Origin of the sequence: Massilia pinisoli (assembly GCF_024753285.1) — a bacterium.
GTDB classification, from domain to species: Bacteria; Pseudomonadota; Gammaproteobacteria; order Burkholderiales; family Burkholderiaceae_D; genus Telluria; species Telluria pinisoli.
The window spans coordinates 393,277-419,672 of sequence record NZ_JANUGW010000002.1; the positions used below are offsets into that span (position 1 = coordinate 393,277).

Sequence of the window (26,396 nt, forward strand, 5' to 3'; positions counted from 1 at the left end):
CCTTTACTTGACGCTGAAGAGCAGGGGCGCGTAGCCGATGCCCGTCTTGGATGGATTGGAGAACGTGGTCGTCAGCGTGACGCTCTGTCCCGGCGCGAGCGCGGAGGGCAGGGCGATGTACGGCACGCCGTTCTGCAGGCCGGTCGCGTTGTCGAGCGTGACGCCGGCCGTCAGGCTCTGCAGGCGCAACCGCAGGGGCGCGTCCAGGGTCTGGCCGCCGGCGTTCGTGATGGTCACGGTGCCCGTGTACTTGCCGGTGAAGCGGTTCACCGTCAGGCCGGAGCGGGTGATCGTGGCGTCCGCCGTGACGTCGACGGACTTATCGATGGTCGCGGTCAATGCATGCGGCTGCTCCTTGTTGCCGGCCCAGTCGGTGCTCCAGTAGCTCACCGTATGCGTGCCGCTGGTGGTCAGCGTGGCCGTGGTGCCCGTCTGCTGGGCGCCGCCGTCGACCGTGTAATAGGTCGCCGCGACGCCGGAGCCGCCCTGGTTGTCCGTCGCACTGAAGGTGACCGTCGCATCTGTGGTGACGGTGCCTTGCGGCGCGGCGGCCGTGGTGGTCGGAGCGGTGACGTCGGCGCCGTGCAGCGAGCCGTGCAAGCGCACCTCGTTCATGTTGCCGTACCACGCGTTCGGGTTGTAGATGCGAATATAGCGGTAGGGAACCAGGCTCGCGACGGGCAGCATCTGCCAATCCATCGTCGATTTCGCCGCCGGGGTCAAGGTGGTCCAGGTGGCGTTGTCGTTCGAGCCCTGGAACACGGTGCCGTTGATGCGGCCGTAGTACCCGTCCTGCCGCGAGATGACTTCGGTGCTCGTGAGGGTCACCTGGTTGCCGTCCTTGAAGTCGAAGACCACCCAGGCACCCGAGCCGTTGCCGCCGGCGCCGTTACGGAAATCCGAACCCGTGGCCAGGTTCGCATCGAACAGGGCGTTCACGTTCTGCAAGGTCGTGGCCGCGGAGCGGTTCGTCGTCGAGTCGATCAGGGTCGCGATGGTCGGGACGTTCTGGATGACGTCACTCTCGTGGGCGATGACCAGGGACGTCGAATCGGTGGGGAACAGGACGGGTTCGGCGACTTTTCCGTCAGCGGTCTTGTAGTTGAGGAGGAGCTTCACCGGGCCCGGCGTCGTGGTGGCCTTGACGACCGCTGTTGCCGTCCAGTTCAGGTTGTCCGAGGTGGTGACCGTCGCGGGCTCGCCCTGGATCGTGGCGCCCACGTTGTTGATCCGCTCGGACGACTGGAACGACACCTTGATCGTGTTACCGGGCACGACCCTGCCCCTCAGCGCCTGGTCGGAACTCAGCGACACGCTCGTCAGCTTGTTGACCGTTTCGTAGCGGGTGCCGAAGATCCGGAATTCGCCGAGCTCGAGGATGTTGTACGACCACAGCAGATCGATCATCGAGATCTTGAAGAAGCGATAGCGCTGGGTACGCAGGTCGTCCTGCACGTTCAGCGTCTGCACGCCCTCGATGCCGAGTGTCTCGTCGGGCGTGATCCGCGTCCAGTTCTCGTTGTCGTTGGAGGCGAAGATGGTCACACCGCCCACGCGTTCCGGGAAGCTGGTGCGCGGCTGGATCTGGAACGACGTCGCCGCGACCTTGAAGCTCGGCCCGAAATCCAGCGTGAACGTGCGGTTGTTGTCCTGCGCGATCGTGTACGCGATGAAGCTGTCCGTATTGTTGTCGACCCCGTTGGCGGCCCAGTCGCCGAAGTTCGTCACCAGGTTCGTCTTGAAGAACAAGTTTGTGTAGTTCATGCTGCCGTCCTTCAGCAGCGGGGTCAGTTCCTGCAGTCCGGAGACCGCGGTGCGCAATGCCGCCAGCTTCTGGAAGTACGCATCGTCGGTGCTTGACCCGATCGTGGCCTGCATGTCCGCATAGGCGCTGTCATAGGCCGCCTTGGTCGATGTGACGTACAGCGTGTCCGGATTGACGGGCGCCGTCACGGTCGCCACCACCGACTGCCGGTCCGGGCCCACGACGACGGTGACACGCTTGGTGCTCACCGTGGTGCCGTCCGAGGCTTCGGCGGTGAACGTGTAGGTGCCGGCCTGCGTCGGCGTCCACGAGAATGCGCCGGTGCTGGTGTCGAACGTGGCGCCGGGCGGCAGGTTGTCCATGTTGTAGGTCACCACGTCGCCCGCTGCCGGGTCGGTGGCCGACAGGTCGAGCGTCACCGGGATGGTGGCGCCGGCATACGTGTACGCCGTCGTGTCGCTGTTGCCGGACTTGAAGACCGGTGGGCTCAGCAAGGTGCTGGACTTGACGTTGATGTGGTCGATGTCGACCGTCGTACCGGGGCCGGTGATCTTGAGCTGCAGGAAATCGCCCAGGTTGATCGGCACCACGAAGTAACGCCACTGGCCGCGCGTATCCGGCAGCGCGACCGGATTGCCGTCGACGTCCATCATGGCCTGGCCATTCGTGCGGATTCGGAAGCCGATGCTCGGGACGGCGGCCCCGTTGTAGCTGTACACGGCGATGCGGGTGCCTTCCGGCGTGGCCGTGGTTCTCACGAAGCCGGTCGTGCCTTCGGTCTGCGCGACCGCGTTGGTGTCGTACGCCGTGAACCGGTCTTCCACCTCCCGGTACGGATCGACGATCGGGATGCCCAGGTATGTGCTGCCCTCGGCCTCGGCGGCCTTGGGGATGCCGAGCCAGAAATCGCCGCCGCCGTCGGCGCCGTCCCAGTTGTAGGCCTTGCGCTTGGCATAGATCGTCGTGTAGTTCGGGGCGAGGTGCTCGACGTCGAGGCCGCGCACGTATTTGTAGTAATAGAAGGCTTCCCAGGAGTTCTGGGTCAGCCGGCCGCGATACGACCACGACACATTGGTGTACATCGCGCGGATGCTGCCGTCCGGATTGACGCTCATGGCGACGGGCACCCACGGGATGTCGTAGCCGACCATCCATTTGCCGAACAGCTCGTGGACGGCCAGCAGGCGGTCGTCCATGAATTCGTACGGGCCCACGGCGTTCGACTCGGTCGACGGCGTGCCCGTCACCGGATCGACCTTGGTGCCTTGCGCCATCATGAGGCGCGAGAGGATCTCCGCGTTGGTGAGGTCGCCGGCGCCGTGGGCCTGGTCGCGGCCCATTTCCACGTGCTGGATCTGCGGCGGAATCTCTTCGCCGGTGGCGTCGTTCCGCGTCACCGTCCGGAACAATTGCTTGATCGATCCGGTCCACGCTGGGTCGGGCGCATCCTTGTTGACCATGAACCACTCGACGGCCTGGTTGTACCCGTCCCGGTCGCCCATGAAGATGGAACCGGACATCTTGGCGATGGTCGTGTACAGATGCTGGTTCATGAACCGGCAGTTGCAGTTGTCGAAGGTCTGGATCACCGGGGTGACCAGGTTGGTCGAGAACTTTTGCGTGTCGTCGTCCGTCCACGCGAGCGCCGGATCCTGGCTGCTGGTGTAGCGAAGGATTTCCGCCGCGCCCGTCATCCGCTGCAGGGGGATGCCGGTATGGATGTGCGAGTCGGTGTAGTACACGTACTTGGACGGGTCCATCTGCTCGTACAGGCGGATGATCCGCATCGCGTTGGCGCGATAGACCGAATCGCCGGTCAGGTAGTACAGGATCGCCTGCGTGTAGGCGGTCAGCGCGTCGGCGATGAAGATGCCCTCGGCGCCCTGCGAGTCCAGCCCGTAGATCCGGGGTTTCGTCGGGTCCGACCCGCTGACGTTCGAGATGCCCGGCGTGCGCGACGCCTTGCCCGACTTGAGCATCATGTTGAAATGCGTATTCCAGGGCTCTTTCTTCGCCAGGACCTCGGCCCGCATGTTCTCGAGCATGTCCTTGGTGAATCCGACACCCGGGTGCTTGAATCCGTTGGCGTCGACGGACTCGCGGATGACCGGCTGGTAGCTGGTCACCATCGTGTCGATCGGGTCCGCCGCCATCGCGACCTGGCCCGGGAACGGTACCAGCGTCGTTGCGATGCCGACTGAAAATGCCATGCAGACGATGCGCCTCAACGCATGGTCCAACTTGATTGTTCTCATGTCTGTCCCCCCATTGTTAACCTCTTGAAAGAACCCCGAAAGCCGGGCACCGGCTTCCGGGTTTTCATCACGAATTGAAAGCGTCAGGACGGATCACAGCCGGCGCGCTCCTCGCCGGCGCAACGCGGCCAGCGCCAGCACGGCGGCCAGCATCAGCGATGCCGTCGACGGTTCCGGGACCGCCGTCACTTTGCCCAGCTGGCTCGCGGGCGCCGCGACGAGGACCTGTTCGCCGGCGGGCGCGTTCGGCTGCAGGAACAAGTCACCAAGGTCGCCGTCCGCGCCCAGGTAGCGCACCATGTCGAACAGCGCCCAGCCGAACGTGGTGCCCGTGTCGCCCGGCGCCATCGTGAAGGCGACGTCGAAACTGAACTTGCCCCCGAGCTGGATGCCCTGGACCAGATCGCCGCCTCCTGACGCGTTGGTGAACGTGAACTGGCCCGGCGTGCCGCCTGTGACGGCGCCGGTCAGGTCCGGCGCGCCGTCGAGCGCGCCGCTCAGGTTCCACACGGTGGCGGTGGCGGCGGGTGCACCGGCCAGTCCCAGGAAGTACAGGTCGAGGAACGCGGGGCCCGTGCCCAGCGAGGCGGTGTTGATGTCGACGTGGTAGTACGGCATCGATATCGGCGTGGCGGCCGCCTGTGCGCAGGCGCCGACCATGGCGGCTGCGATGGCCAGCCGGGCGAGGGAGTGCTTGAAGTTGAGCATGGCGATGTCCTTTACTTGACGCTGAAGAGCAGGGGCGTATAGCCGATGCCCGTCTTGGATGGGTTGGAGAACGTGGTCGTCAGCGTGACGCTCTGTCCCGGCGCGAGCGCGGAGGGCAGGGCGATGTACGGCACGCCGTTCTGGAGGCCGGTCGCGTTGTCGAGCGTCACGCCGGCCGTCAGGCCCTGCAGGCGCAGCTGCAGGGGCGCGTCCAGGGTCTGGCCGCTGGCGTTCGTGATGGTCACGGTGCCCGTGTACTTGCCGGTGAAGCGGTTCACCGTCAGGCCGGAGCGCGCGATCGTGGCGTACGCCGTCACGTCGATGGACTTATCGACGGTCACCGTGAGCGCATGCGGCTGCTCCTTGTTGCCGGCCCAGTCGGTGCTCCAGTAGCTCACCGTGTGCGTGCCGCTGGTGGTCAGCGTGGCCGTGGTCCCGGTCTGCTGGGCGCCGCCGTCGACCGTGTAATAGGTCGCCGCGACGCCGGAGCCGCCCTGGTCGTCCGTCGCCGTGAACGTGACGGTGGCGTCCGTGGTCGCCACGCCTTGCGGCGCGGCGGCCGTGGTGACGGGCGGCGTCGCGTCGGCGCCGTGCAGGGTACCGTGCAGGCGCACCTCGTTCATGTTGCCGAACCACGCGTTCGGGTTGTACACGCGGATGTAGCGGTAAGGGACGAGGCTTGCGACCGGCAGGGTTTGCCATTCCTGGGTCGACTTCGCCGCCGGCGTCAGCGTCGCCCAGTTGGTCATGTCGTTCGAACCCTGGAAGACGGTGCCGTTGACGCGCGTGTAGTACCCGTCTTGCCGGGCGATGACTTCGGCGGCGGTCAGCGTGACCTGGTTGCCCGCCTTGAAGTCGAAGGCCACCCAGGAACCGGTGCCCGAACCGCCGGAGCCGTTGCGGAAGTCCGAACCGGTGCTCAGGTTCGCGTCGAACAGCGCATTCACGTTCGTCAGCGTCGTGGCCGCCGTACGGTTCGTTGTCGAATCGATCAACGTCGCGACGGTGGGCACGTTCTTGATGGTGTCGCTTTCGTCGACGAGGTTCAGCGCGGTGCCGTCCGTCGTCTCCGTGACCTCGTAGCCGTTCTTGCCGTCCTGCCCGACGTAGTCGATGGCGAATTTGACGGGGCCCGGTTGCGTACCCTGGGCAAGCGTCGCGGTGGCCGTGAAGTTGATGTTGTCCGCCGTGGACAGCGCGGCCGGCAGGCCGGCGATCGTCACCGCCACGTTGCTGATCGTTTCCTTCGCGGTGAAGTTGAGCTTCACGGTATTGCCGGGCACGATGCGGTTGCGCTGCGCCTGCGCCGACGTCAGCGATGCGCTGGCGATGCGGTTGGTCGACGCGGTCACGCCATACAGGCGCAGCTCCGTCATGTTGCCGAACCAGGCGCCGGCGTCGACCATGCGGATGTAGCGGTACGGCGTCTGGTCGGTGATCGTCAAGGTCTGCCAGTCCGACGTGTTCGCGGTGGCGTTCGAGATCGTCGTCCACGTCGCATTGTCGTTCGAGCCCTGCACGACGGCGCCCGCGATGCGGCTGGCGTACTGGTTCTGCAGGCCGATGACCTCGACGCGGGACAGCGCCGCGGTGCCGCCGCCGCGGAAGTCGAACATGAGCCAGCCGTTGTTGCCGCTGCCGTTCAGGCGCAGGTCCGTCGCCGTCGTCAGGTTGTTGTCGAACAGCCTGCTGGCGTTCGCGAGCGCATCGGTGGCGTTGCGGCCATTGGAGTCCGTCACGGTCGCGATGTCGAACAGGTTGGCGATGTAGTTCTTCTGGTCGGCGATGAACAGCGTCGTCGAATCGGTCGAGAACAGCACGGGTTCGGCCGGTGTGCCGTCCGCGGTGTGGTAGTTGAGGAGGAACTTCACCGAGCCCGGCGCCGTCGTGGGCTTGATGAGGGCCGTCGCCGTCCAGTTCAGGTTGTCGCTGGTCGTGATGGTCGCGGGCTCACCCTGGATCGTTGCGGTCACCGTATTGATCGGCTCGGACGACTGGAACGACAGCTTGATCGTATTGCCGGTCACGACGCGGTTCTTGAGCGCCTGGTCCGACGCGAGCGACACATTGGTCAGCTTGTTCACCGTTTCGTAACGCGTGCCGAAGATCCGGAATTCGCCCAGCTCGAGGATGTTATACGACGAGATCAGGTCGATCATCGAGATCTTGAAGAAGCGGTAGCGCTGGCTGCGCAAGTCGTCCTGCACGTTCAGCGTCTGCACACCCTCGATCGCGAGCGTCTCGTCCGGCGTGATGCGCGTCCAGTTCTCGTTGTCGTTCGACCCGAAGATGGTCACCCCGCCCACGCGTTCCGGGAAGCTCGTGCGCGGCTGGATCTGGAACGCATTCGCCGCCACCTTGAAGCTGGGACCGAAGTCCAGGATCATCGTGCGGTTGCTGTCCCGCGCGATGGTGAAGGCGATGAACGAGTCCGTATTGTTGTCGACGCCGTTCGCCGGCGCGTCGCCGAAATTCGTCGCGAGGCTCGACTTGAAGAACAGGTTCGTGTAGTCCATGCTGCCGTCCTTCAGCAGCGGGGTCAGCTCCTGCAGGCCCGTGACGGCGCTGCGCAATGTCGCCAGCTTCTGGAAGTAGGCGGTGTCGGTGCTGGAACCGATCGTGTTCTCGATGTCCGCATACGCGTTGTCATAGGCCGTCTTCGTGGACGTGACGTACAGCGTGCCGGGCTTGAACGGGGCCGTGATGGCGCCCACCGTCGTCTGCCGGTCCGCACCGACGAAGACGGTGACGCGCTTGGTCGTCACGGTCGTTCCATCCGACGCTTCGGCGGTGAACGTGTAGGTGCCGGCCTGCGTCGGTTGCCACGAGAACGCACCAGTGTTCGCATCGAACGTGGCGCCTTGCGGCAGGTTGTCCATGTTGTAGGTGACGACGTCGCCCGCGGCGGGGTCGGTGGCGGACAGGTCGATCGTCGTCGGGACGGTGGCGCCGGCGTACGTGTACACGGTCATGTCGCCGTTGCCGGACTTGAAGACCGGTGGGCTGAGCAGCGTGTTGGACTGGACGTTGATGCGGTCGATGTCGACCGCCGTACCCGATCCAGTGATGGTCAGCGGCAGGAAGTCACCGAGGTTGACGGGTGCGACGACGTAGCGCCACTGGCCGCGCGTGTTCGGCAGCGCGAGCGAATTGCCGTAGACGTCCATCGACGCTTGGCCGTTGGTCCGGATGCGGAAGCCGATGTTCGGCACGGCGGCTCCGTTGTAGCTGTACACGGCATAGCGCGTGCCTTCCGCCGTGGCCGTGCTGCGCACATACGACGTCGTGCCGTCGTTCTGCGCGACGGAATCGCCGGCGAGCGGCGTGAAGCGGTCTTCCACTTCGCGGTATGGATCGATGATGGGGATGCCCAGGTATTTGCTGCCTTCGCCTTCGGCCGCTTTCGGAATCGTCAGCCAGAAATCGCCGCCGCCATCAGCGCCGTCCCAGTTGTAGGCCTTGCGCTTCGCGTAGATCGTCGTGTAGCCCGGCGCCACCTGTTCCAGATCGATGCCGCGCACGTATTTGTAGTAGTAGTAGGCTTCCCACGTGTTCTGCGTGAGGCGGCCGCGATATGACTGCGACACGGTCGGATACAGCGCGCGAATGGTGCCGTCCGGGTAGACGCTCATCGCGACGGGCACCCACGGGATCTCGTAGCCGATCATGAACTTGCCGAACAGTTCGTGGACGGCCAGGAGGCGGTCGCCCAGGAATTCGTACGGCCCCACGGCGTTCGCGTCCGTCGACGGCGTGCCGGTCTCCGGGTCGACCTTCGTACCCTGCGCCATCATCAGGCGCGAGAGGATTTCCGAGTTGGTGAGGTCGCCGGCGCCGTGGGCCTGGTCGCGTCCCATCTCGACGTGCTGGATCTGCGGGGCAATCTCTTCACCGGTGGCGTCGTTCTTCGTCACCAATCGGAACAGCTGCTTGATCGAGCCGGTCCACGCGGGGTCCGGCGCGTCCTTGTTGACCATGAACCATTCGACCGCCTGGTTGTACCCATCGCGGTCGCCCATGAAGATCGAACCAGACATCTTCGCGATGGTCGTGTACAGGTGCTGGTTCATGAACCGGCAGTTGCAGTTGTCGTCGGTCAGGATCACCGGCACGATGAGGTTGGCCGAAAACCTCTGTGTGTCGTCGTCCGTCCACGCGAGCGCAGGATCCTGGGTGCTGGAATAGCGAAGGATTTCCGCCGCGCTCACCATGCGCTGCATCGGGATCCCCGTATGGATGTGCGCATCGGTGTAATACGCGTACTTGGCCGGATCCATCTGCTCGTACAGGCGGATGATCCGCATGGCGTTGGCGCGATAGACCGAATCGCCCGTGACGTAGTACAGGATCGCCTGCGTGTAGGCGGTGAGCGCGTCGGCGATGAAGATGCCTTCGGCGCCCTGCGAATCGATCCCGTCGATCCGCGGTTGCGTCGGATCCGAGCCGTTGACGTTCGAGATGCCCGGGGTGCGCGACGCCTTGGCCGACTTCAGCATCATGTTGAAGTGGGTGTTCCAGGGTTCCTTCTTCGCGAGCACTTCGGCCCGCATGTTTTCCAGCATGTCCTTCGTGAGCCCGACGCCGGGATGCTTGAAGCCGCTGGCGTCGACCGATTCGCTGATGACCGGCTGGTAGCTGGTGACCATCGTATCGATCGGGTCCGCGGCCAGCGCGACCCGGGCCGGGACCAGGGTCGCGACGATACCGATTGACAAGGCCACGCACGCGATGCGCCTGCATGCATGGTCCAACTTGAATGCTCTCATGTATGTCCCCTCATTGTTCGACCTCGTTATGTGTCGTTGTTACCGATAACATCTAGCGCCGAAAACGGTGCGGACGGGCAGGGCGCGGCGACGCCAGCTGCGACCCGGCACCGGGTTCCAGCGGTATTCTTTGATGAAGTACGGTTGAATCCAAGGCATATCGACGACGTCCCGCACCGTCCGGACGGCTGCGTGCCGGACAACGCCACCGCAGGCCCCGCGCCGCGCGACGAACACGGCGGGGGCACGTCAGCGGGTTTGCGTTATCGATACCACGCAATTGTAGACCCGATTGCAACCCGCGCACACGATTTTTTTTTGCATTCTTGTCGCGTCGGGTGGGCGGTTACCGGATTTGCCGATTGGGCACCCGGCCGACGAGAAATCCGTGGACAGGCATGCAACGGACGTCTAGTATCCGCGATCGATAACACGTGCCATTCTCATCAACACGAACCATGTCGATTCAACGCGCAGCCAACCGTCCCGACCCCTTCCGCCGCCGCGCCGCCGCGCTCGCCGCCCTGTTTGCCGCAGCCGCCGTCGCGACGGCGCCGTCCCGGGCCGCAGAGGCCGTGGCCTGGGGCGCCTGGACGCAATGGGGCGACCTCGGCAACGGCCGCTATCGCAATCCCGTGCTCCCGGCCGACTACAGCGACCTGGATGCGATCCGCGTCGGCGACGACTATTACGCCATTTCATCGACGTTCCAGTTTTCGCCGGGGATGGCCGTGCTGCATTCGCGCGATCTGGTCAACTGGGAGACCGTCGGCCACGCGGTGTCCGACCTGACGCAGATGTCGCCGGAACTCGACTGGCGCCGGATGAACCGCTACGGCCGCGGCATCTGGGCCGGCACGATCCGCCACCACGCCGGCCGTTTCTGGATCTATTTCGGCACGCCGGACGAAGGCTATTTCATGACGAGCGCCGCGCAGGCGGAAGGGCCGTGGACGCCGCTCAAGCGCGTGCTGCCGGAGGCCGGCTGGGACGACTGCGCGCCGTTCTGGGACGACGACGGCAAGGGCTACCTCGTCGGCACGCACTTCAGCGACGACTACAAGATCCACCTGTGGGAACTGGGCGCCGACAACGCGAGCCTCGTGCCGGGGACGGACGAGGTGATCTACCAGTCCAAGGGCAGCGAAGCGAGCAAGCTGTACAAATTCAACGGCACCTATTACCACTTCTTCAGCGAAGTGCAGGCGGATGGGCGCGTCATGATGATGCGGCGTGCGCCGTCGATCCACGGGCCGTGGTCGGACAAGCGCCAACTGATGCGGGGTGACACGGCGGCCATGGAGCCCAACCAGGGCGGCATCGTGCAGGGCCCCGACGGCAACTGGTATTTCTTCACGCACCACGGCAGCGGCGATTGGGCGGGCCGGGCGGCGAGCCTGTTGCCCGTCCACTGGATCGACGGCTGGCCCGTGATCGGACAGCCCGACACCGCCGGCATCGGCACGATGGTGTGGGAAGGCCGGATGCCGGCCGCGCCGTCGACGCGGCGTTTCCCGCAGGGCGGCAACGACGACTTCAATGCCGCCGCACTGGCCCCCGTCTGGGAGTGGAATTACCAGCCGAGGGCAGGCAAGTGGTCGCTCGCCGCCCGTCCCGGCCATCTGCGGCTGCACGCGTTCCCCGGCCTCGACGGCGGCAACCTGCTCAAGGTCGGCAATGTGCTGACGCAGCGGGTCGTGCGCGCGCGCGACCCGGCGTTCGTCGCGCGGCTCGACCTCGCCGGCATGGCCGACGGCCAGCATGCGGGCCTGGCGCACTTCACGGCGCAGCCGTGGGCCGCCAATCCGGCCGCGTCGAGCGCGTCGGCCGGCGTCGTGATGGTGGAAGGCAGGCGCTACCTGGAAGTGTCGCGCGACGGCACGTACACGCGGCTGCAGCCGTGGCCGCACGACCTGATCTGGCTGCGCTCGGCGTGGGGGCTCGACGGCAAGGCCACGCTTGCCGTCAGCGCCGACGGCAAGCGGTTCGTCCCCCTGCTGTCCGACGTTGCGTTGACGTGGGGCGCCTATCGCGGCAGCCGCGTGGGGCTGTTCACGTTCAATCCGGACGGCGAACGTGGGTATGTCGACGTCGACAAGGTGACGTACGACATCGACGGCGCGGCCCGCTAGATCAAGCCGAGCGGCGCTGGCGCACGTCCAGCCCGGAGCCGGTCTCGCGGCCGAGTTCCTCGAACGCGTCGTGCGTCAAGGCCATCAGGCGCTCCGGATCGGGCACCATGGCCTGGTCGACGAACAGTGCCAGCTGCATCTGGCCCGCGTACGAGATGAGGGCGAGCCCGACGCCGATCATGCCCGCCTGCGGCACCCAGCAGATCACGTCCGTCATGCGCGCGCCCGCGAGGAAGCGGGTGCTGGCCGGTCCTTCGATATTCGTCAGCACGACGGAGCCCTTCGACGTGAACAGGTTCAGCGCGAGCCTCTGCAGTGCCCGCGGCAGGGCGCCGGCGATCGACAGGAAGGCCATCGTGGCGCGCGGTTGGTGCGAGCGCTTGATGGCGTTCATGCGCGCGCTCGACAGGCGCAGCCGTTCCAGCGGGCTGGCGACGTCGGTGGGCAGCGCCACCGCGACCAGGCCGAACTCGTTCCCGAGCTGGAACGCATTGCTCTTCTCGCGCAGGTTGAACGTGACGGCGGCGCGCAGCATGCCATCGTCGACCTTCTCGCCGCGCTCCAGCAGGTAGGTGCGCAGCGCACCGGAAACGGCCGCCACCCACACGTCGTTGATCGTCGCGCCCATCTTGCGGGCGAGGTCGTGCACCTGCCACAGCGCGATCGGCGGCAGCCACACGAGCTGCTTGGCGCCTGCCATCTTGTGTTTGAGCCGGGTACGCGCATCGAACGGCAGCGCGGCCAGCCGCGCGATGTGGTACGCGACCTTCAGCCACGACAGCCCCGCGCCGAGCACGAAGCACGCGGGGCTGCGCGCGCCGACGCTCCAGTGCGGATGGTCGCGCCGCGCGGGCAGCGCCGCGCCGTGGCTGTCCGTGTCGTCCGTGAGGTGGCGCAGCACGTGCACGAGCCCGAGGCCGTCCGTGATGCAGTGGTGGACGCGGAACACGATCGCGTGGCCGCCTTCGACGCGGTCGATCACGCTCATGTGCCACAGCGGACGGTTGTCCGCGAGCGGCGTCAGGGCCATGCCGCTCACGAGCGCCTGCAGCGCGTCGCGGCTCGTGACGCCGGCGACGGGCAAGTGCTCGACGTGCGCGTCGATGTCGAACGTGTCGTCCTTGACCCAGTACGGCACGCCCCAGCGCGTGCGCACGACTTCGGTGAAGCGCGGGTAGTTCGGCAGGCGCTGCGCGATGGTCGATTTCAGGCGCTGCAGGTCGAGCGGTCCGGCGAACAGCAGCACGCTGTTGATGACCATCAGGTTGCGGTCGCCATCCATGCGCAACCACGCGAAATCACGCCGCGTCATGCGGGTGCCGGTCTGTCTCTTCACTTGGGCGCTCCTCGATGCTTTTTATTCCCACCCCTGTCCTCGACGATCGCGACGCGACGGGGTATTCACTCAAGAATAATTTAGTGGCAACAACTTGTTTTGGATTGTGCTTGTTCCTGGAGGCCAAATTGATGCCTTTTGGAGTCAGTGTGGCGCGTTGAGCAAACCGCGTCCGGCAAGCGCATTGTCGCGAACGCCCGTACGCTGATGAGTCGCTGATGCGCTAGTGCTAACATGCACTTTTTTACTTTGTGACACTGCATGAAGCTGCCGTCGGCATTCACCGCGGTCACGTCCTGCGTCATCGTCCTGCGTCAACGTCCTGTTGATCGTGTTGTTCAGGTTGTCGGTCAGCTTTTGGGCGAAGATCAGTGAGCGCCGGGCTTCGGACGCACGAACGCATAGGTGGTCGCCGAGGATCGGGCCGGGGTGTCCGCCGCGCCGCCGCCACCACCACCACCGCTGCATCCGGTCAGCAGGGCGGAAATCAATAGGCCAGCGGCGAAGTGCTTGCGGGTCATCGTTGCTCCAGTCTTGAAGGGTGTGCGGATCGGCAGTGCGGGCGCGACTATACCGTTGTCAAACCAGAAATTAATTGCCGGAACATTACGATACAATTTGTGACGTCCCGGACGTAGGCCCGAACGCAGCGGGTATGGCATTCGGATCCGCTCGTGGAGAGCGGCAGCCGTCTGGCGGATATATCCCTTGACGAAAGTCAGCACGCCCGGTGCACAATGTGGCAACCATCACGCGCCCACATTCCATGACTTCCTTACCTCTCCATTTTCAGCCGGTCGCTTGCGACGAGCCCGGCGTCTATCGCACGTTGTTGGAATCGACGAAGGCGATCCCGTGGCGGATCGACTGGGCCACGATGCGCTTTACCTATATCGGTCCGCAGATCGAAGCATTGCTGGGATGGAGCCCGGCGAGCTGGCAATCCGTGAACGACTGGGCCGATCGCATCCACGAAGAGGATCGGCAGAAGACGGTCGATTTCTGCGTGGCGCAATCGCAGCGGGGCGTCGATCACGAAGCCGACTACCGGGCCATCACGCGCCACGGTGACTACGTCTGGATCCGGGACGTCGTGCACGTCGTACGCCGCCCGGATGGCAGCGTCGATTCCCTGGTCGGCTTCATGTTCGACATCACGGCGCGCAAACAGGCCGAGGAGAAGATCCTTCAATTGCAGCGCGAGCTCGAAATCCTGTCGTACCGCGACAGCCTGACCGGCGTCGCCAACCGGCGCATGTTCGACACGGTCTATCCCGTGCAATGGGCGAAGGCGCGCGACACCGGCCACCCGCTGTCGCTCGTCATCGTCGACATCGATTACTTCAAGCAGTACAACGACCATTATGGCCACGTGCAAGGCGACGATTGCCTGCGCCGCGTGGCCCAGGCGCTGGACGCGGCTGCGTCGCATCCCGGCAATTTGTGCGCACGCCTCGGTGGCGAGGAATTCGTGCTGCTCCTGCCGGGGACGGACGCCGAGGGGGCGCGCCATCAAGCGGAGCGCTGCCGCAAGCTGCTGATGCAAGAAGACATCCCGCATGCCCGTTCGGGGGCGGGGCGCGTGGTGACCATCAGCCTGGGCGTCGGCACCATCGTTCCCACCGCCGATGACGATCCCGGCGTCTTCCTCGACCGGATCGACCGCCGCCTGTACCAGGCCAAGTCCGCAGGGCGCGACCGGCTTTGCGACGTCGAAGCATAGATCGCCACACGCCCATTCAGGCGGCCCGACCATGAAACCGACATCCATTGCGTTCCCACTGTCCGCAACCCTCGCGTTCCCACCATCACACGCGGGCGGGCCAACCTCGTCGAACTGGACGTGAGCGGCCATTGGACGCTGCATTTCGCAAACCTGGCCAATGGGTTGATGACCGACCCGATGGAGGGCTCGTTCAAGGACGGCCAAGGCATCTTTTATGGCAAGGACACGGTGAACGGGCGCGAGGTGGCGGTGCGCTTTCTGATCTTGCCGATGAGCGCCGGCCAGTGGCGCTTCGAGCAGGCATATTCGGCCGACGGCGGGCAGCGTTGGGAGACCAACTGGATCGCCATCGATACCCGCCGCGGCGCGCCCCATTAATCGCGGGCGACGCGCACCAGGCGTTCCGCCCGCTGGGGCAGCACGATCACGAGCAAGAGCATGCAGGCGACGAGCGCGCCGGACGCCGCGTACCGGCTCAGCGCGAGGCCGCCGGCCGCGACGGGCTTGTCGAGATAATCGCCGACCGTCGCGCCCAGCGGCCGCGTGAGGATGAACGCGGCCCAGAACAGCACCGTACGCGATGTGCGCGTCCACCGGTACAGCGCGACGACGACGAGGAGGCCGGCGCCGAACAGCGCGGCGCCCCCGCCATAGCCGAAGCCCCACCCGGTGTCCGGATCGGCCACCCAGTCGCCGAGCGCCGTGCCGAGCGTCTGCGAAAACAGGATCGTGAGCCAGTAGAAGATTTCCGCCGCGCGGGTGTCGAGCCGCCGGATCGACACGGAGCCGAGGCTGCGGTGCCACGCGAACAATGTCGCGGCCAGCAGCGCGAACAGCAGCGCGGAGCCGCCCAGGTGGCCGATGCCGAGCGAGCGGTCGCACAGGTCGGCCAATGTGGTGCCCACCGTCGTCGTGGCGACGATGACGGTCCAGAACAGGAACGGATGGAAGCGGCTGGCGCGGATCTGCGCGGCCAGCGCCAGCGCCAGCAGGGCCGCGAACACGCCGGTGCCCGCGAGGTAGCCGAGGTGCATCGACATCGTGACGGTGTCGCCGGCCGTCTCGCCGAGCGTCGTCGCGAGGATCTTGATGATCCAGAATCCCAAGGTGACGGCGGGGACCTTGGCCAGGTCGGCGTGATGGCCATCGTGGGCGGCGGCTGTGGAATGCATGGGGACTCCGATGAACGACGATGCGCGCCATCCTAGCCTAATGCCGCGTCCGCCAGCGTGATTTCTCGGTAACGTCGTGTAGCGGCAGGCGCGATCGCATCCATGCTGGGTTAGCGTGCGACGTCAATCGATAACATTCGTTATATTTAATTCAACTTCCGGCCGCATGCGGCCAAGCGATCGTTGGGTTGACGACATGACGACAACAAAAACAATCTATGGCGCGCTGCTGCTCGCGCTGGCGGCCGGCGCCGCCCGGGCCCAGGACCCAGTGCCGCCGCCCGTGCAGGACCCGCTGGCCGATCCCGCGCCCCGAACGGCCGATGACCGGCCGTACAAAAGCGATGGCGCGGCCGCGCTGGAAATCGTCGGCTTCCAGTTCGCGCTGAACCGCATCGACCACGCGTTCGTCCGCCCCGACGACTACGGCGTGAGCGTGGGGTCGATCCGGCGCAACCTGCACAGCAGCTGGGTCGTCGACAAGGATCCGTTCGAGATCAACCAGCTGGGCCACCCGTACCAGGGCTCCATGTACTTCGGCCTCGCGCGCAGCAACGGGCTGACGTTCTGGGAATCGCTGGGTTATGCGTTCGCCGGCAGCGCCGTGTGGGAGATCGCCGGCGAGACGACGACGCCGTCGCGCAACGACCAGATCACGACGAGCTTCGGCGGCAGCTTCCTCGGCGAGTCGCTGTACCGGATGGCGAATCTCGTGCTGGAACAGGGCTACGGCCTGTCGCCGCGCTGGCGCGAGGTGGCCGCGACCGCCGTGGCGCCGTCGCTGGGGTTCAACCGCTACGTGCGCCCGGGGCGCGCGGGCGCCATCTGGCCCAGCAACAGCCCGGCCGTCTACACGCGACTGCAGCTGGGGGCCGGCGGCATCTCGCGGCGCATCGTCGGGCCGTCGCTGGCGCCGCGCCGCAACGAGCTCGCGGCCGATTTCGCCCTCGACTACGGCCAGCCCGGCAAGCCCGGCTACACGTACCACCGGCCGTTCGACTATTTCCTGTTCCGCCTGCGGCTGTCGAACGTGCAGGGCGTCGAAAGTCTCGCGTCGCGCGGCCTGCTGGTCGGCGCGCCGTATGCGGCCGGCAGCGCCGTGCGCGGCATCGCCGGGCTGTACGGCAGCTACGACTACCTCGCGCCGCAGGTGTTCCGCGTCGCCAGCACGGGCCTGTCGCTGGGGACCAACGCGCAGTGGCGGCTGGCGGACGTCCTCACGCTGCAGGGCCATGCGTCGGCCGGCGTGGGCTACACGTCGACGGGCACGATCCGCGCCAGCACGAGCGGGCAGTACAACTACGGCTTCGCCCCGCAGGCGATGGTGATGGTGCGCCTGATCGGCGGCGGCAAGGTGTCGCTCGACGCCACCGCGCGTAAATTCTTCGACGGCAAGCTGACGAGTCCCGAGACCGGCGGCACCGACCGCGTGTTCCGCGGCGACGCGTCGCTGACGTACCGGTTCGCCACGCACCACGCCGTGGCGCTGAAGTACATCACGTCGCGCCGGACGTTCGCGTTCGCGGGCGTGCCGGAACGGCAGCAGCGGCGCGACACGGTCGGTCTGTACTACAGCTATGAGCCGACTGGAGGCCTCGGCGCCGTGAACTGGTGACGTGCGCCGGCGACGGCGATGGGAGGTGTATCCCTGCGTATCACCTTGTGAGAAACTGGCTGTATTTTACGTTTCTTCAACGGCATCCCGCCCATGCATCACATCGAAAAAACAGTCGTCGCCGCGCCCATGAACGGTGACTTGTGGGACCTGCTGGCCGCACGCCGCCACGTGGGCCTGCGCCGGCTCGTGGCGCCGGGCCCCGACGATGCGGTGCTGGCGCGCATCCTGGAGGCGGCCGCGCAAGCGCCCGACCACGGCCTGCTGCGTCCGTGGCGCTTCGTGCTCGTCCCACAGGCGCGGCGCGACGACCTGGGTGCCGTCTTCGAGGAAGCGCTCGTGGCGCGCGACCCGGCGGCCGACGATGCCACGCGCGCGGCCGCGCGCGCGAAGGCGCAGCACGCGCCATGCGTGCTCGTCGCGATCCTCGTCGACGATCCCGCGACGCCCGTCCCGGGCACCGACAAGCTCGTGTCGCTGGGCTGCGCGATCCAGAACATGCTGCTGGCCGCGCAGGCGCTGGGCGTCTCCAGCGGGCTCGCGAGCGGCGGCGCGCTGGAGACGCCCGGCATGCGCCGCCTGTTGCGCCTTTCCGCGCACGAGCGCGCCATTTGTTTCATCGGCTTCGGCACGGCCGGCGCGATGAAGCCACCGCGGCCGCGGCCGCAGCCCGCGCAATTTTTTTCGAGCCTGTAGCGCCCAGGGACGCATCGGCGTTTGTCGTAGAAATTGTGACATCGCCCGCGTGCAGAATTGCCTGAAACGGGCCTATCGCTTGTCATACAGGCACTGGAAGTGTCTTTGTTATGACACAGTCGGTGCAATACACGAACATTCTCCACGGCAATGTTTTATAGTTCCGGTGTACGGCTTGATTTATCTTAAGCCTTGTGAGTTCTTCAGACACTGCCATGACCGCAGCCAATACACAACATCCAGCGACCACCGACCGCAGCATCATTTGCGGTCCGGTGCGGTCCGCCCCGGTGCCGGTGCCGCCTTGCCCCGCCGGGTACGTCGCGCTGGAATGGCTCGAGCACGCACCCGGTTTCGTCGCCTGCCTCGTCGGCCCCGACTTCGTGTTCGCCCACGCGAACGACGCGTACAAGCGGCTGGTGGGGCGCGCGGACCTCGTCGGCCTGCCGTTCCACGTCGCGCTGCCGGACGTGGCCGAACAGGGCGTCATGCCCCTGTTGAAGAGCGCCATGGCGACGGGCGAACGACTCGTGCAGAGCGCCCGCCCGGTGCATCTCGCGAGCCCAGACGGCGGCACCCAGCTGCGCTACGTCGACTTCGTCGCCCAGCCCATCCCGCACGGCGGGGCGGAAGGCGGCACGGCCCTGCTGATCCTGGGCAGCGACGTCACGATGGAGACCGTGTCGCAGCGCGACCTGGAGTTCAGCCTCACGCACGACGTGGTGACGGGCCTGCCGAACCATGCGCTGTTCCGCGACCGGCTCGAGCACGCGCTGCGGCGCGCGGCGCGGGCCCAGCATCCGCTGCAGGTGGCCGCGCTGCGTCCCGACCTGTTCAAGCGGGTCAACGCCCTCGTCGGCAGCGAAAGCGGCCAGCGCATCCTCCACGAGATCGCGCGCCGCATCGAGCGCGCGGCCGGGCCGGAGGCGACGGTCGCCAGCGACAAGGGCGACAAATTCCTGATCCTGCTGGAAGGCGGGCAGCAGCCGCAGGCGGCGAGCACGATCCAGGACATCGTCCGCGCCGTGGCGGAGCCGTTCGACCACGCCGACCAGGCCGTGTACGTCACGTGCTCCGTCGGCGCCGCCGCGTTTCCCTTGAGCGGCCAGACGGCGGACAGCCTGCTGCTGGCGGCCGACCGCGCCCTCGCGCGCGCGAAGGAAGCGGGTGCGGGCGTGGTGCGCTGGGACGACACGCCGCCGGACGGCGCCGACATCGAGCGGCTGCGCCTCGGTTTCGCGCTGCGTGAAGCGCTGGCGGACGGCAAGCTGCAAGTCCGTTACCAGCCGCGCGTCGACCTCGTGACGGGGGCGATCACCGCGGTGGAAGCGTCGGTGCACTGGGACCGCGACGGCGAGACGGTGGCGCCGGCCACGCTGACCGGGATCGCCGACGAATGCGGCTTGAGCGGCGACCTCGGTCACTGGGTGCTGCGCACGGCGTGCGCGCACGCGGCGGGGTGGCGCGCGCAGGGCCTGACGGCGGTGCGCGTTGCCGTGAACCTGACGGCGCACCAGTTCACGATGTGCGACCCGGAGCAGTCGATCGCGGCGGCGCTCGCGGAGGCCGGCCTGCCGGCGGACGGCCTCGACCTGGGACTGACGGAAAACCTGCTGATGGGCGACATGGAGCGTGCCGTCGCGTGCCTGCAGGCGCTGCGCAACCTCGGCATCCGCCTGTGCCTCGCGGGCTTCGGCACCGGCTACTCCAGCCTCGCCAACCTGCAGCGCCTCCCGCTCGACGTGCTCAAGATCGACGGCTCGTTCCTCACGCGCGTGCCGGACGAGGAGGGCGCCGCCGCCGTGGTGAACGCCATCGTCACGATGGGCCATAGCCTGGGCATGCGCGTCGTCGCCGACGGCGTCGAGCGCGAACCGCAGTGCGAATTCCTGTCGCGCCATATGTGCGACGAGGTGCAGGGCGGCTACGTGTCGTTTCCGCTGGCCGTCGACGCCATGACCGCGATGCTGCGGGCGGGCGCCGGCCTGGCACCGCGCCTGCTGCGCTTCAACCGCACGCAGCCCACCTTGCTGCTCGTGGACGACGAGCCGAGCATCCTGTCGTCGCTGCGGCGCCTGCTGCGCGGCGACGGCTACCGCATCCTCACGGCGAACAGCGGCAGCGAGGGCTTGCAGATCCTGGCGGAGAACGCCGTCGACGTGATCGTGTCGGACCAGCGCATGCCGGAGATGACCGGCGTGGAATTCCTGCGCAAGGTCCGCCAGTCGTACCCGGACACCGTGCGCATCGTGCTGTCCGGCTTCACGGAGCTGCAGACGGTGACGGACGCCGTCAACGCGGGCGCGATCTACAAATTCCTCACGAAGCCTTGGGACGACGAGCAACTCCGCAGCCATATCCAGGAAGCCGTCGCGTACAGCGCGATGGCCAACGAGAACCGGCTGCTCGCGCTGCAGGTGCGCACGGCGAACCAGAAACTCGCCGCCGTGAACCGCCAGCTCGAGACGGTGCTGGCGCGCCAGCAAAGCGAAATCGAGCGCGGCGAGATCAGCCTGGACATCGTCCATGAGGCCCTCGACAACGTGCCCGTACCCGTGCTGGCCAGCGACGACCTCGGTATCGTCGTGCTCGCGAACCGGGCCGCGCAAGGCATGTTCGCGGCGTACGGGCTCCTGCTCGGCTGCGACGTGCGCCAGCTGTTCCCCGACCTGCCTGACCGCATGGAGGAAGGCGCCGGATTCTCGTTCGACTACGAGCACGAGGGCAAGCGCTTCGCGGCCAGCGTGCAGCCGATGGGCAGCGGCAGCCAGTCGCGCGGCTGGCTGATCGCGGTGACTTTGCCGGCATGACGACGATGACACGGTTCCGAGCAGTTCCCATCGACGAGGCCCGCGAAGGCGCCGTCCTCTACGACGACGTGCGCGACGCGGCGGGCAACGTCCTCCTGCCCAGGGCGACGGCGCTGGACGGCGCGATGCTGCGGGCGCTCGTCCGGCGCGGCGTCGCGACGCTGCACGTCGTCGCCGACGTGCCCGCGCCGGACCACCTCGCCGCCGAGCGCGCGCGCGTGCGGGCGCGCCTGGCGTACCTGTGCCGGCACGCGGGCGACGGCCCCGCGAACGGCCTGTTGCGCCTCGTCGTCGAGCAGTACCGCCTGGCGGAGTTGCCATGACCGCACGGGACGTCACCTTCGTGGTGAACAATCTGCGCGACCTGCCGGCCCTGCCGTCCGTCGTCCTCGACCTGATCAGCGCCTTCGGGCGCGACGACATCGACGTGACGACATTGGCGGACAAGATGTCGATGGACCAGGGCATGGCGGCGAAGATCCTGCGCATCGCGAACTCGTCGTTCTACGGCCTGGCCGGGAAGGTCAGGACGGTCAGGCAGGCCGTCCTCGTGCTCGGGTTCGACAATGCGCGCGCGCTGGCCGTCGCGAGCAAGGTCATCGACCATTTCGCGGGTGCGCACCGGGCCCGCATCGCCGAATTCTGGCGCCATTCGATCGCGACGGCGGTGTGCGCGCGCAGCCTGGCACGCCACGCGGGCCTGGACCACGATGCCGCGTTCATCGCGGGCCTGCTGCACGACATCGGCCGGCTCGTATTGGCCGTCGGTTTCCCCGACGAGTATGCGCGCGTGCTCGACGCGTGCGCGGCCGACGAGGCGACGCTCCATGAGGCCGAGCTGCGCATCCTCGGCGTGGACCACGAGCGTGTCGGGCAGATGCTGGCCGAGGCGTGGAAATTCCCGCCCGTGATCCGGCGCGCGATCGGCAACCACCACGCGCCGGCCGGCGCCGACCTGGCCGACATCCCCGGCGTCGTGCACGCGGCCAATGCGGTGGTGCTGGCGCTCGACCTGGACGGCGCCACGCACGCCGCCGTGCCCCCGCTGCTGGACGGGGCCTGGGACAGGCTGCGCCTTACCGATTCACACCTGCTGGCCGCCTGCCGCGAGACGGAAGGACAGTTCGAGGAAGCGTGCCGCCTGCTGATGCGAAGCGAGGATCATGAACGATAACGTCGACATCGATAAAGTGGATGCATCGGAAGGTGCAGCGGTCGAGGCGGAACTGCTGCGCGAACAGCTGTCCATGGCCCAGGCGCAGCTGCTCCAGTCGGAAAAGCTCGCGTCGATCGGCCAGCTCGCGGCCGGCGTGGCGCACGAGATCAACAACCCGATCAGCTTCGTGTTCTCGAATTTCGGCACCTTGCAGACGTATGTCGCGAGCCTGCTGCGCGTGCTGGCCCGGTACGAGGAGGCCGAACCCTTCATCGCGGACGCGGACGTGGTGAAGGGCATCGCCGACCTGCGCGAGGAGGTGGACCTCGCGTTCCTGCAGGAGGACGTGCTGGCGCTGATGGCCGAGTCGCGCGACGGCATCGAGCGGGTGCGCAAGATCGTGCAGGACCTGAAGGATTTCTCGCGCGTCGACGTGCACCAGCAGTGGCAGTGGGCCGACCTGCACCAGGGCATCGACTCCACGCTGAACATCGTCAACAATGAAGTCAAGTACAAGGCCGACATCGTCAAGGAATACGGGACGATTCCGGAGGTCGAATGCCTCCCGTCGCAGATCAACCAGGTCATCATGAACATCGTCGTCAACGGCGCCCAGGCGATCGAGGGCCCGCGCGGACGGATCACGATCCGCACGGGCGAATCCGGCGGCAACGTGTGGATCGAGATCGCGGACAACGGCTGCGGCATCCCGCAGGCGATCCAGTCGCGCATCTTCGACCCGTTCTTCACGACCAAGCCCATCGGCACCGGCACGGGCCTCGGCCTGTCGCTGTCCTATGGCATCATACAAAAGCACCGCGGCCGGATCGACATGCAGAGCGAGGAGGGCGTCGGGACGACGTTCCGCATCGAGCTGCCGATCCGGCAACCCGACGCGGACGACAGTACGGAGAAGCTGGCATGAATACGAGTGCGGCCATGACCCTGGACGAGCCCGTGGGCACGATCCTGTGCGTCGACGACGAGCCGAACATCCTGGCGTCGCTGCGGCGCCTGTTCCGCAGGGAGAACTACCGCGTCCTGTGCGCGGGCAGCGCCGCGGCCGGCTGGGCCGTGCTGGAGGAGGAACACGTCGACATCGTGATCTCCGACATGCAGATGCCCGAGGTGAACGGCACGGAATTCCTCGAGACCGTGCGCCAGCGCTGGCCCGACACCTTGCGCCTGCTGCTGACGGGCCACGCCGACCACGAGGCGACGATCGGTGCCATCAACCGCGGCGAAGTCTATCGCTACATCACGAAGCCGTGGAACGAGGACGCCATCCTCCTGATCATCCGCGACGCGTTCGAACGCCAGGCGCTGCAGCGCGAAAAGGTGCGGCTGGAAGCGCTGACGAAGGCACAGAACGAGCAGCTGCGCGAACTGAACGCGACGCTCGAGCAGCGTGTGCGCGAGCGCACGGCGGAGCTCACCTCGGCCCAGAAATCGCTGCAGGCATCGCACGAACGGCTGAAGACGAACTTCCTCACCCTGATCAAGGTGCTGTCGAGCCTGACCGAGATGCGCAGCGGCGCCGTCGCGGGGCACGGCCGCCGCGTCGCCGACCTGGCGCGCCGCATCGCGCTGCGCATGGGCCTCACGGCGCGCGAGGCGCAGGACGTGTTCGTGGCCGGCCTGCTGCACGAAATCGGCAAGACGGGCTTTCCCGACACCTTGATCGGCATTCCGGAATCGCTGCTGAAGGGCGACAACCTGGGCCTGTACCGCAAGTACCCGCATCTCGGCGAAGAGCTCCTGATGCCGCTCGAGGAATTGCGCGAGGCCGCGCGCATCATCCGCACGCACCGCGAGCGCTTCGACGGCGCCGGCTTCCCGGAAGGGGCGGCCGGCTTCGACATCCCGCTGGGCGCGCGCATCCTCGCCGTCGCCCACGACTTCGAGGCGCTGCAGCAGGGCGTGCTCGCGCAGCGCCGCATCGACGCCGCGCAGGCGACGGAGCTCGTGGCCGAAAGCCGCGGCAAGCGCTACGACCCCAGCGTCGTCGAGGCGTTCTACGATATCCGCACGGGCCGCACCATTGCCGAGGTGATCCCGGAAGTCGCCGTGGGCGTGGCGCAGCTCAAGCCGGGCATGGTCCTGAGCCGCGACCTGATGTCCGCGGAAGGCGCGCTGCTGCTGTCGGCCGACCACGTGCTGACCGACCGGATGCTGAAACAGCTCGCCGAGTTCGAGCGCCGCGCCGGCAATGAATTGCAATTGTTCGTGAAATCGGGAGCCGCGGATGCGCCGGATACTCATTCTTGACGACGAGCCGTCCGTGCTCCAGGCGCTGCGCCGCACGCTGCGCGCCGCGTTCCCGCAGGACGACGTCGTGATCGAAGCCTTCGACGAGCCGGAACTGGCCGTGCACCGCGCGGGCGAGCAGGACTTCGACGTCGTCATCTCGGATTACCGCATGCCGGGACTGAACGGCGCCGACGTGCTCCAGCTGGTCAAGGGACTGCAGCCGGACGCGATCCGCATCGTCGTCAGCGCCACGACGGAAATCCTCGACATCGTCGCCGCCGTCAACCGCGCCGAGGTCTTCCGCTACCTGGCCAAGCCATGGGACCAGGAGGAACTCGTGGCGACGGTCACGGAGGGTTTCGCGCGGCGCGACCAGCTGGCGGCGGCCAAGAAGGGCAAGCTGGCCGTGCCTCCTGCCGCCGTGCCTGTCGCCGCGCCTGCGGCCGTGCCGGACGACGCCGGGGACGGCGCCCAGGAGGCCGTGCTGCGCCGGCTCGAGCAGGAGGAGCCGGGCATCACGCGCGTGGATTGGGACGAGCATGGCAACATCCGCCTGTTCTGACCTGCGGGGGCCGCACGGCCCCGAAAAATTCATGCCGGGGCATTGGCAATCGGATGCCGCGGGACTAAGATAGTTGCAATACGGAATTTTTTTGGCATAATCCGGGACCGATCGGTTTAACCGTTTTGCCAAGGGGTGATATCTCATGGGTTTCTTATCTCGTTTAATGGGCGGCGCGGACAGCGGCGCCAGCCAGGTGGACGCCGCCGCGCAGGCCCAGCAGCAGGCGCGGCAGGCCGAGCGCATCAGCCATGAGATCGACGCGGCATACTACCGCTGGCTGACGGGCACCGCGCGCTACGAGGCGCCCGCCGAGGTGCAGACCACGATCCTCGACCAGGTGCGCGGACTGACGGCGCGCCCGGAAGAGGCGGCCGGGCTCGTGCCGCGCGTGCCCGAGGTGATTCCGCAGCTGCTCAACAGCCTGGCCGAGGAAGACGTGTCGGCGTCGGAGTTGTCGCGCCTCGTCGTGCAGGACGTCGTGCTCACCGCGGAAGTGATCCGCGAGGCGAACAGCGCGTACTACCGCCCCATGACCCAGGTGAAGACGGTCGAGGCCGCCATCATGATGCTGGGCCAGAACGGCTTGCGCATGCTGCTGGCCCGCGTCGCGTTCCGGCCCATCATCAAGATGCAGGGGGACGGTTTTTCGCGCCGCGCCGCGCCGCACGTGTGGGGCCAGTCGGAACGGTGCGCGCTCGCGGCGAGCCTCGTCGCGCCCGGCCTCACGGCCGACGTGTTCGAAGCCTACCTGGCAGGCCTGATGCAGAACGTCGGCCTGATCGTCGCGTTCCGCCTGGCCGACGGCGTGTGCCCGAACGCCACGATTCCCGGCGGCGACGACTTCGCCCGCGAACTGCTGGCATGCGGCCGGCAACTGTCGGCCGGCATCGCGCGCCACTGGGAATTCCCGCAAGAAGTCACCGAGGCCATCGCACACGCGGGCGATCCGGGCGACTTGTACCTCGCGCAGGCGCTGTCGCTGGGCGATCGCATCGCGAAGCTGCGCCTGCTGATCGACGCCGCCGTCGTGGCCGAGGACGACGATCTCGTGACGGAAGGGCTCGACAGCTTCCAGCGCCGCTGCCTCGGGAAGCTGAGCCATCTCGAAGCCTGACGCCGGCCGGCCCGTATGTACAGCAAAACGCATCGATAAATGTCAATTTTTCGCAACAATTTATCGATAACGGCTGTCGTTTAATTTACGACACAAATGCCGGTTTTGATGCATGTCATACGCAGAATTGCGGTTTATTAACGGAAATTTCACGAAATCCGCGTGTTAAGCCCAGCCGGGCGGTCTTTACATGCGCATTTGTAGTGCATCACGGCCGCGCCCGCCTGGGACGTCTTGGCCGAGGTCCGCTAGGATCGAGTCGTGTGAGCAGAATGCCATCGGTCGAATGGCCCTCACGCCGACAGGAGTACGTCATGGTTTCATCCGCCT

18 protein-coding genes are annotated in these 26,396 nt (G+C 66.7%); 12 read left to right on the forward strand and 6 right to left on the reverse strand.

Features of this window, described 5'->3' with window-relative positions:
• Window positions 1-3 precede the first annotated feature (3 nt).
• The 3 genes from NX784_RS03910 to NX784_RS03920 form a co-directional block, all read right to left on the reverse strand.
• The gene (locus tag NX784_RS03910) at window positions 4-3,975 is read right to left on the reverse strand and encodes an OmpL47-type beta-barrel domain-containing protein (protein ID WP_258815381.1); all 3,972 of its coding nucleotides are present in this window, start codon (window positions 3,973-3,975) and stop codon (window positions 4-6) included.
• Between the two features lie 138 nt (window positions 3,976-4,113).
• Entirely contained in the window at window positions 4,114-4,728 is a 615-nt protein-coding gene (locus tag NX784_RS03915) for an NF038129 family PEP-CTERM protein (protein WP_258815382.1), read from the reverse strand.
• Between the two features lie 11 nt (window positions 4,729-4,739).
• Entirely contained in the window at window positions 4,740-9,494 is a 4,755-nt protein-coding gene (locus NX784_RS03920; RefSeq protein ID WP_258815383.1) for a discoidin domain-containing protein, read from the reverse strand.
• Between the two features lie 458 nt (window positions 9,495-9,952).
• Between NX784_RS03920 and NX784_RS03925 the strand changes: the two genes are divergently transcribed.
• Window positions 9,953-11,626 (forward strand): glycoside hydrolase family 43 protein, encoded by a 1,674-nt coding sequence (locus NX784_RS03925; protein ID WP_258815384.1) that lies wholly within the window; start codon window positions 9,953-9,955, stop codon window positions 11,624-11,626.
• 1 nt (window position 11,627) lies between these two features.
• Here the strand turns inward: NX784_RS03925 and NX784_RS03930 are convergent, their stop codons facing one another.
• Both NX784_RS03930 and NX784_RS03935 read right to left on the reverse strand, forming a co-directional pair.
• On the reverse strand, window positions 11,628-12,962 hold the full coding sequence (locus NX784_RS03930) for a wax ester/triacylglycerol synthase family O-acyltransferase (protein WP_258815385.1): 1,335 nt from the start codon (window positions 12,960-12,962) through the stop codon (window positions 11,628-11,630).
• A 368-nt stretch (window positions 12,963-13,330) separates the two neighbouring features.
• Window positions 13,331-13,687 (reverse strand): hypothetical protein, encoded by a 357-nt coding sequence (locus NX784_RS03935; RefSeq protein WP_258815386.1) that lies wholly within the window; start codon window positions 13,685-13,687, stop codon window positions 13,331-13,333.
• A gap of 41 nt (window positions 13,688-13,728) precedes the next feature.
• Between NX784_RS03935 and NX784_RS03940 the strand changes: the two genes are divergently transcribed.
• Both NX784_RS03940 and NX784_RS03945 read left to right on the forward strand, forming a co-directional pair.
• Entirely contained in the window at window positions 13,729-14,685 is a 957-nt protein-coding gene (locus tag NX784_RS03940; RefSeq protein ID WP_258815387.1) for a sensor domain-containing diguanylate cyclase, read from the forward strand.
• Between the two features lie 120 nt (window positions 14,686-14,805).
• Window positions 14,806-15,066, forward strand: a complete 261-nt coding sequence (locus tag NX784_RS03945; protein ID WP_258815388.1) for a hypothetical protein — start codon at window positions 14,806-14,808, stop codon at window positions 15,064-15,066.
• Here NX784_RS03945 and NX784_RS03950 read toward each other — a convergent pair.
• Complete coding sequence (locus NX784_RS03950) at window positions 15,063-15,860, reverse strand: COG4705 family protein (RefSeq protein WP_258815389.1); 798 nt, start codon at window positions 15,858-15,860, stop codon at window positions 15,063-15,065. The genes NX784_RS03945 and NX784_RS03950 overlap by 4 nt on opposite strands.
• A gap of 196 nt (window positions 15,861-16,056) precedes the next feature.
• Between NX784_RS03950 and NX784_RS03955 the strand changes: the two genes are divergently transcribed.
• From NX784_RS03955 to NX784_RS03995, 9 genes are all read left to right on the forward strand, one after another.
• The gene (locus NX784_RS03955; protein WP_258815390.1) at window positions 16,057-17,475 is read left to right on the forward strand and encodes a DUF3943 domain-containing protein; all 1,419 of its coding nucleotides are present in this window, start codon (window positions 16,057-16,059) and stop codon (window positions 17,473-17,475) included.
• 93 nt (window positions 17,476-17,568) lie between these two features.
• Complete coding sequence (locus NX784_RS03960) at window positions 17,569-18,171, forward strand: nitroreductase family protein (RefSeq protein WP_258815391.1); 603 nt, start codon at window positions 17,569-17,571, stop codon at window positions 18,169-18,171.
• A 215-nt stretch (window positions 18,172-18,386) separates the two neighbouring features.
• Window positions 18,387-20,981 carry an EAL domain-containing protein gene (locus NX784_RS03965; RefSeq protein ID WP_258815392.1) on the forward strand — a complete coding sequence of 865 codons (2,595 nt, stop codon included), beginning with the start codon at window positions 18,387-18,389 and terminating at the stop codon, window positions 20,979-20,981.
• Window positions 20,982-20,986: 5 nt separating this feature from the next.
• Window positions 20,987-21,304 carry a hypothetical protein gene (locus NX784_RS03970; RefSeq protein WP_258815393.1) on the forward strand — a complete coding sequence of 106 codons (318 nt, stop codon included), beginning with the start codon at window positions 20,987-20,989 and terminating at the stop codon, window positions 21,302-21,304.
• Window positions 21,301-22,155 carry an HDOD domain-containing protein gene (locus NX784_RS03975; protein WP_258815394.1) on the forward strand — a complete coding sequence of 285 codons (855 nt, stop codon included), beginning with the start codon at window positions 21,301-21,303 and terminating at the stop codon, window positions 22,153-22,155. Before NX784_RS03970 ends, NX784_RS03975 begins: the two co-directional genes overlap by 4 nt.
• Window positions 22,145-23,062, forward strand: a complete 918-nt coding sequence (locus NX784_RS03980) for an ATP-binding protein (RefSeq protein WP_258815395.1) — start codon at window positions 22,145-22,147, stop codon at window positions 23,060-23,062. Before NX784_RS03975 ends, NX784_RS03980 begins: the two co-directional genes overlap by 11 nt.
• On the forward strand, window positions 23,059-24,405 hold the full coding sequence (nosR, locus tag NX784_RS03985) for a response regulator c-di-GMP phosphodiesterase, NosR family (RefSeq protein ID WP_258815396.1): 1,347 nt from the start codon (window positions 23,059-23,061) through the stop codon (window positions 24,403-24,405). Before NX784_RS03980 ends, nosR begins: the two co-directional genes overlap by 4 nt.
• Complete coding sequence (locus NX784_RS03990; protein ID WP_258815397.1) at window positions 24,383-24,949, forward strand: response regulator; 567 nt, start codon at window positions 24,383-24,385, stop codon at window positions 24,947-24,949. The genes nosR and NX784_RS03990 overlap by 23 nt, the downstream gene beginning before the upstream one ends.
• Before the next feature lie 145 nt (window positions 24,950-25,094).
• The gene (locus NX784_RS03995) at window positions 25,095-26,066 is read left to right on the forward strand and encodes an HDOD domain-containing protein (RefSeq protein ID WP_258815398.1); all 972 of its coding nucleotides are present in this window, start codon (window positions 25,095-25,097) and stop codon (window positions 26,064-26,066) included.
• Window positions 26,067-26,396: the final 330 nt, after the last annotated feature.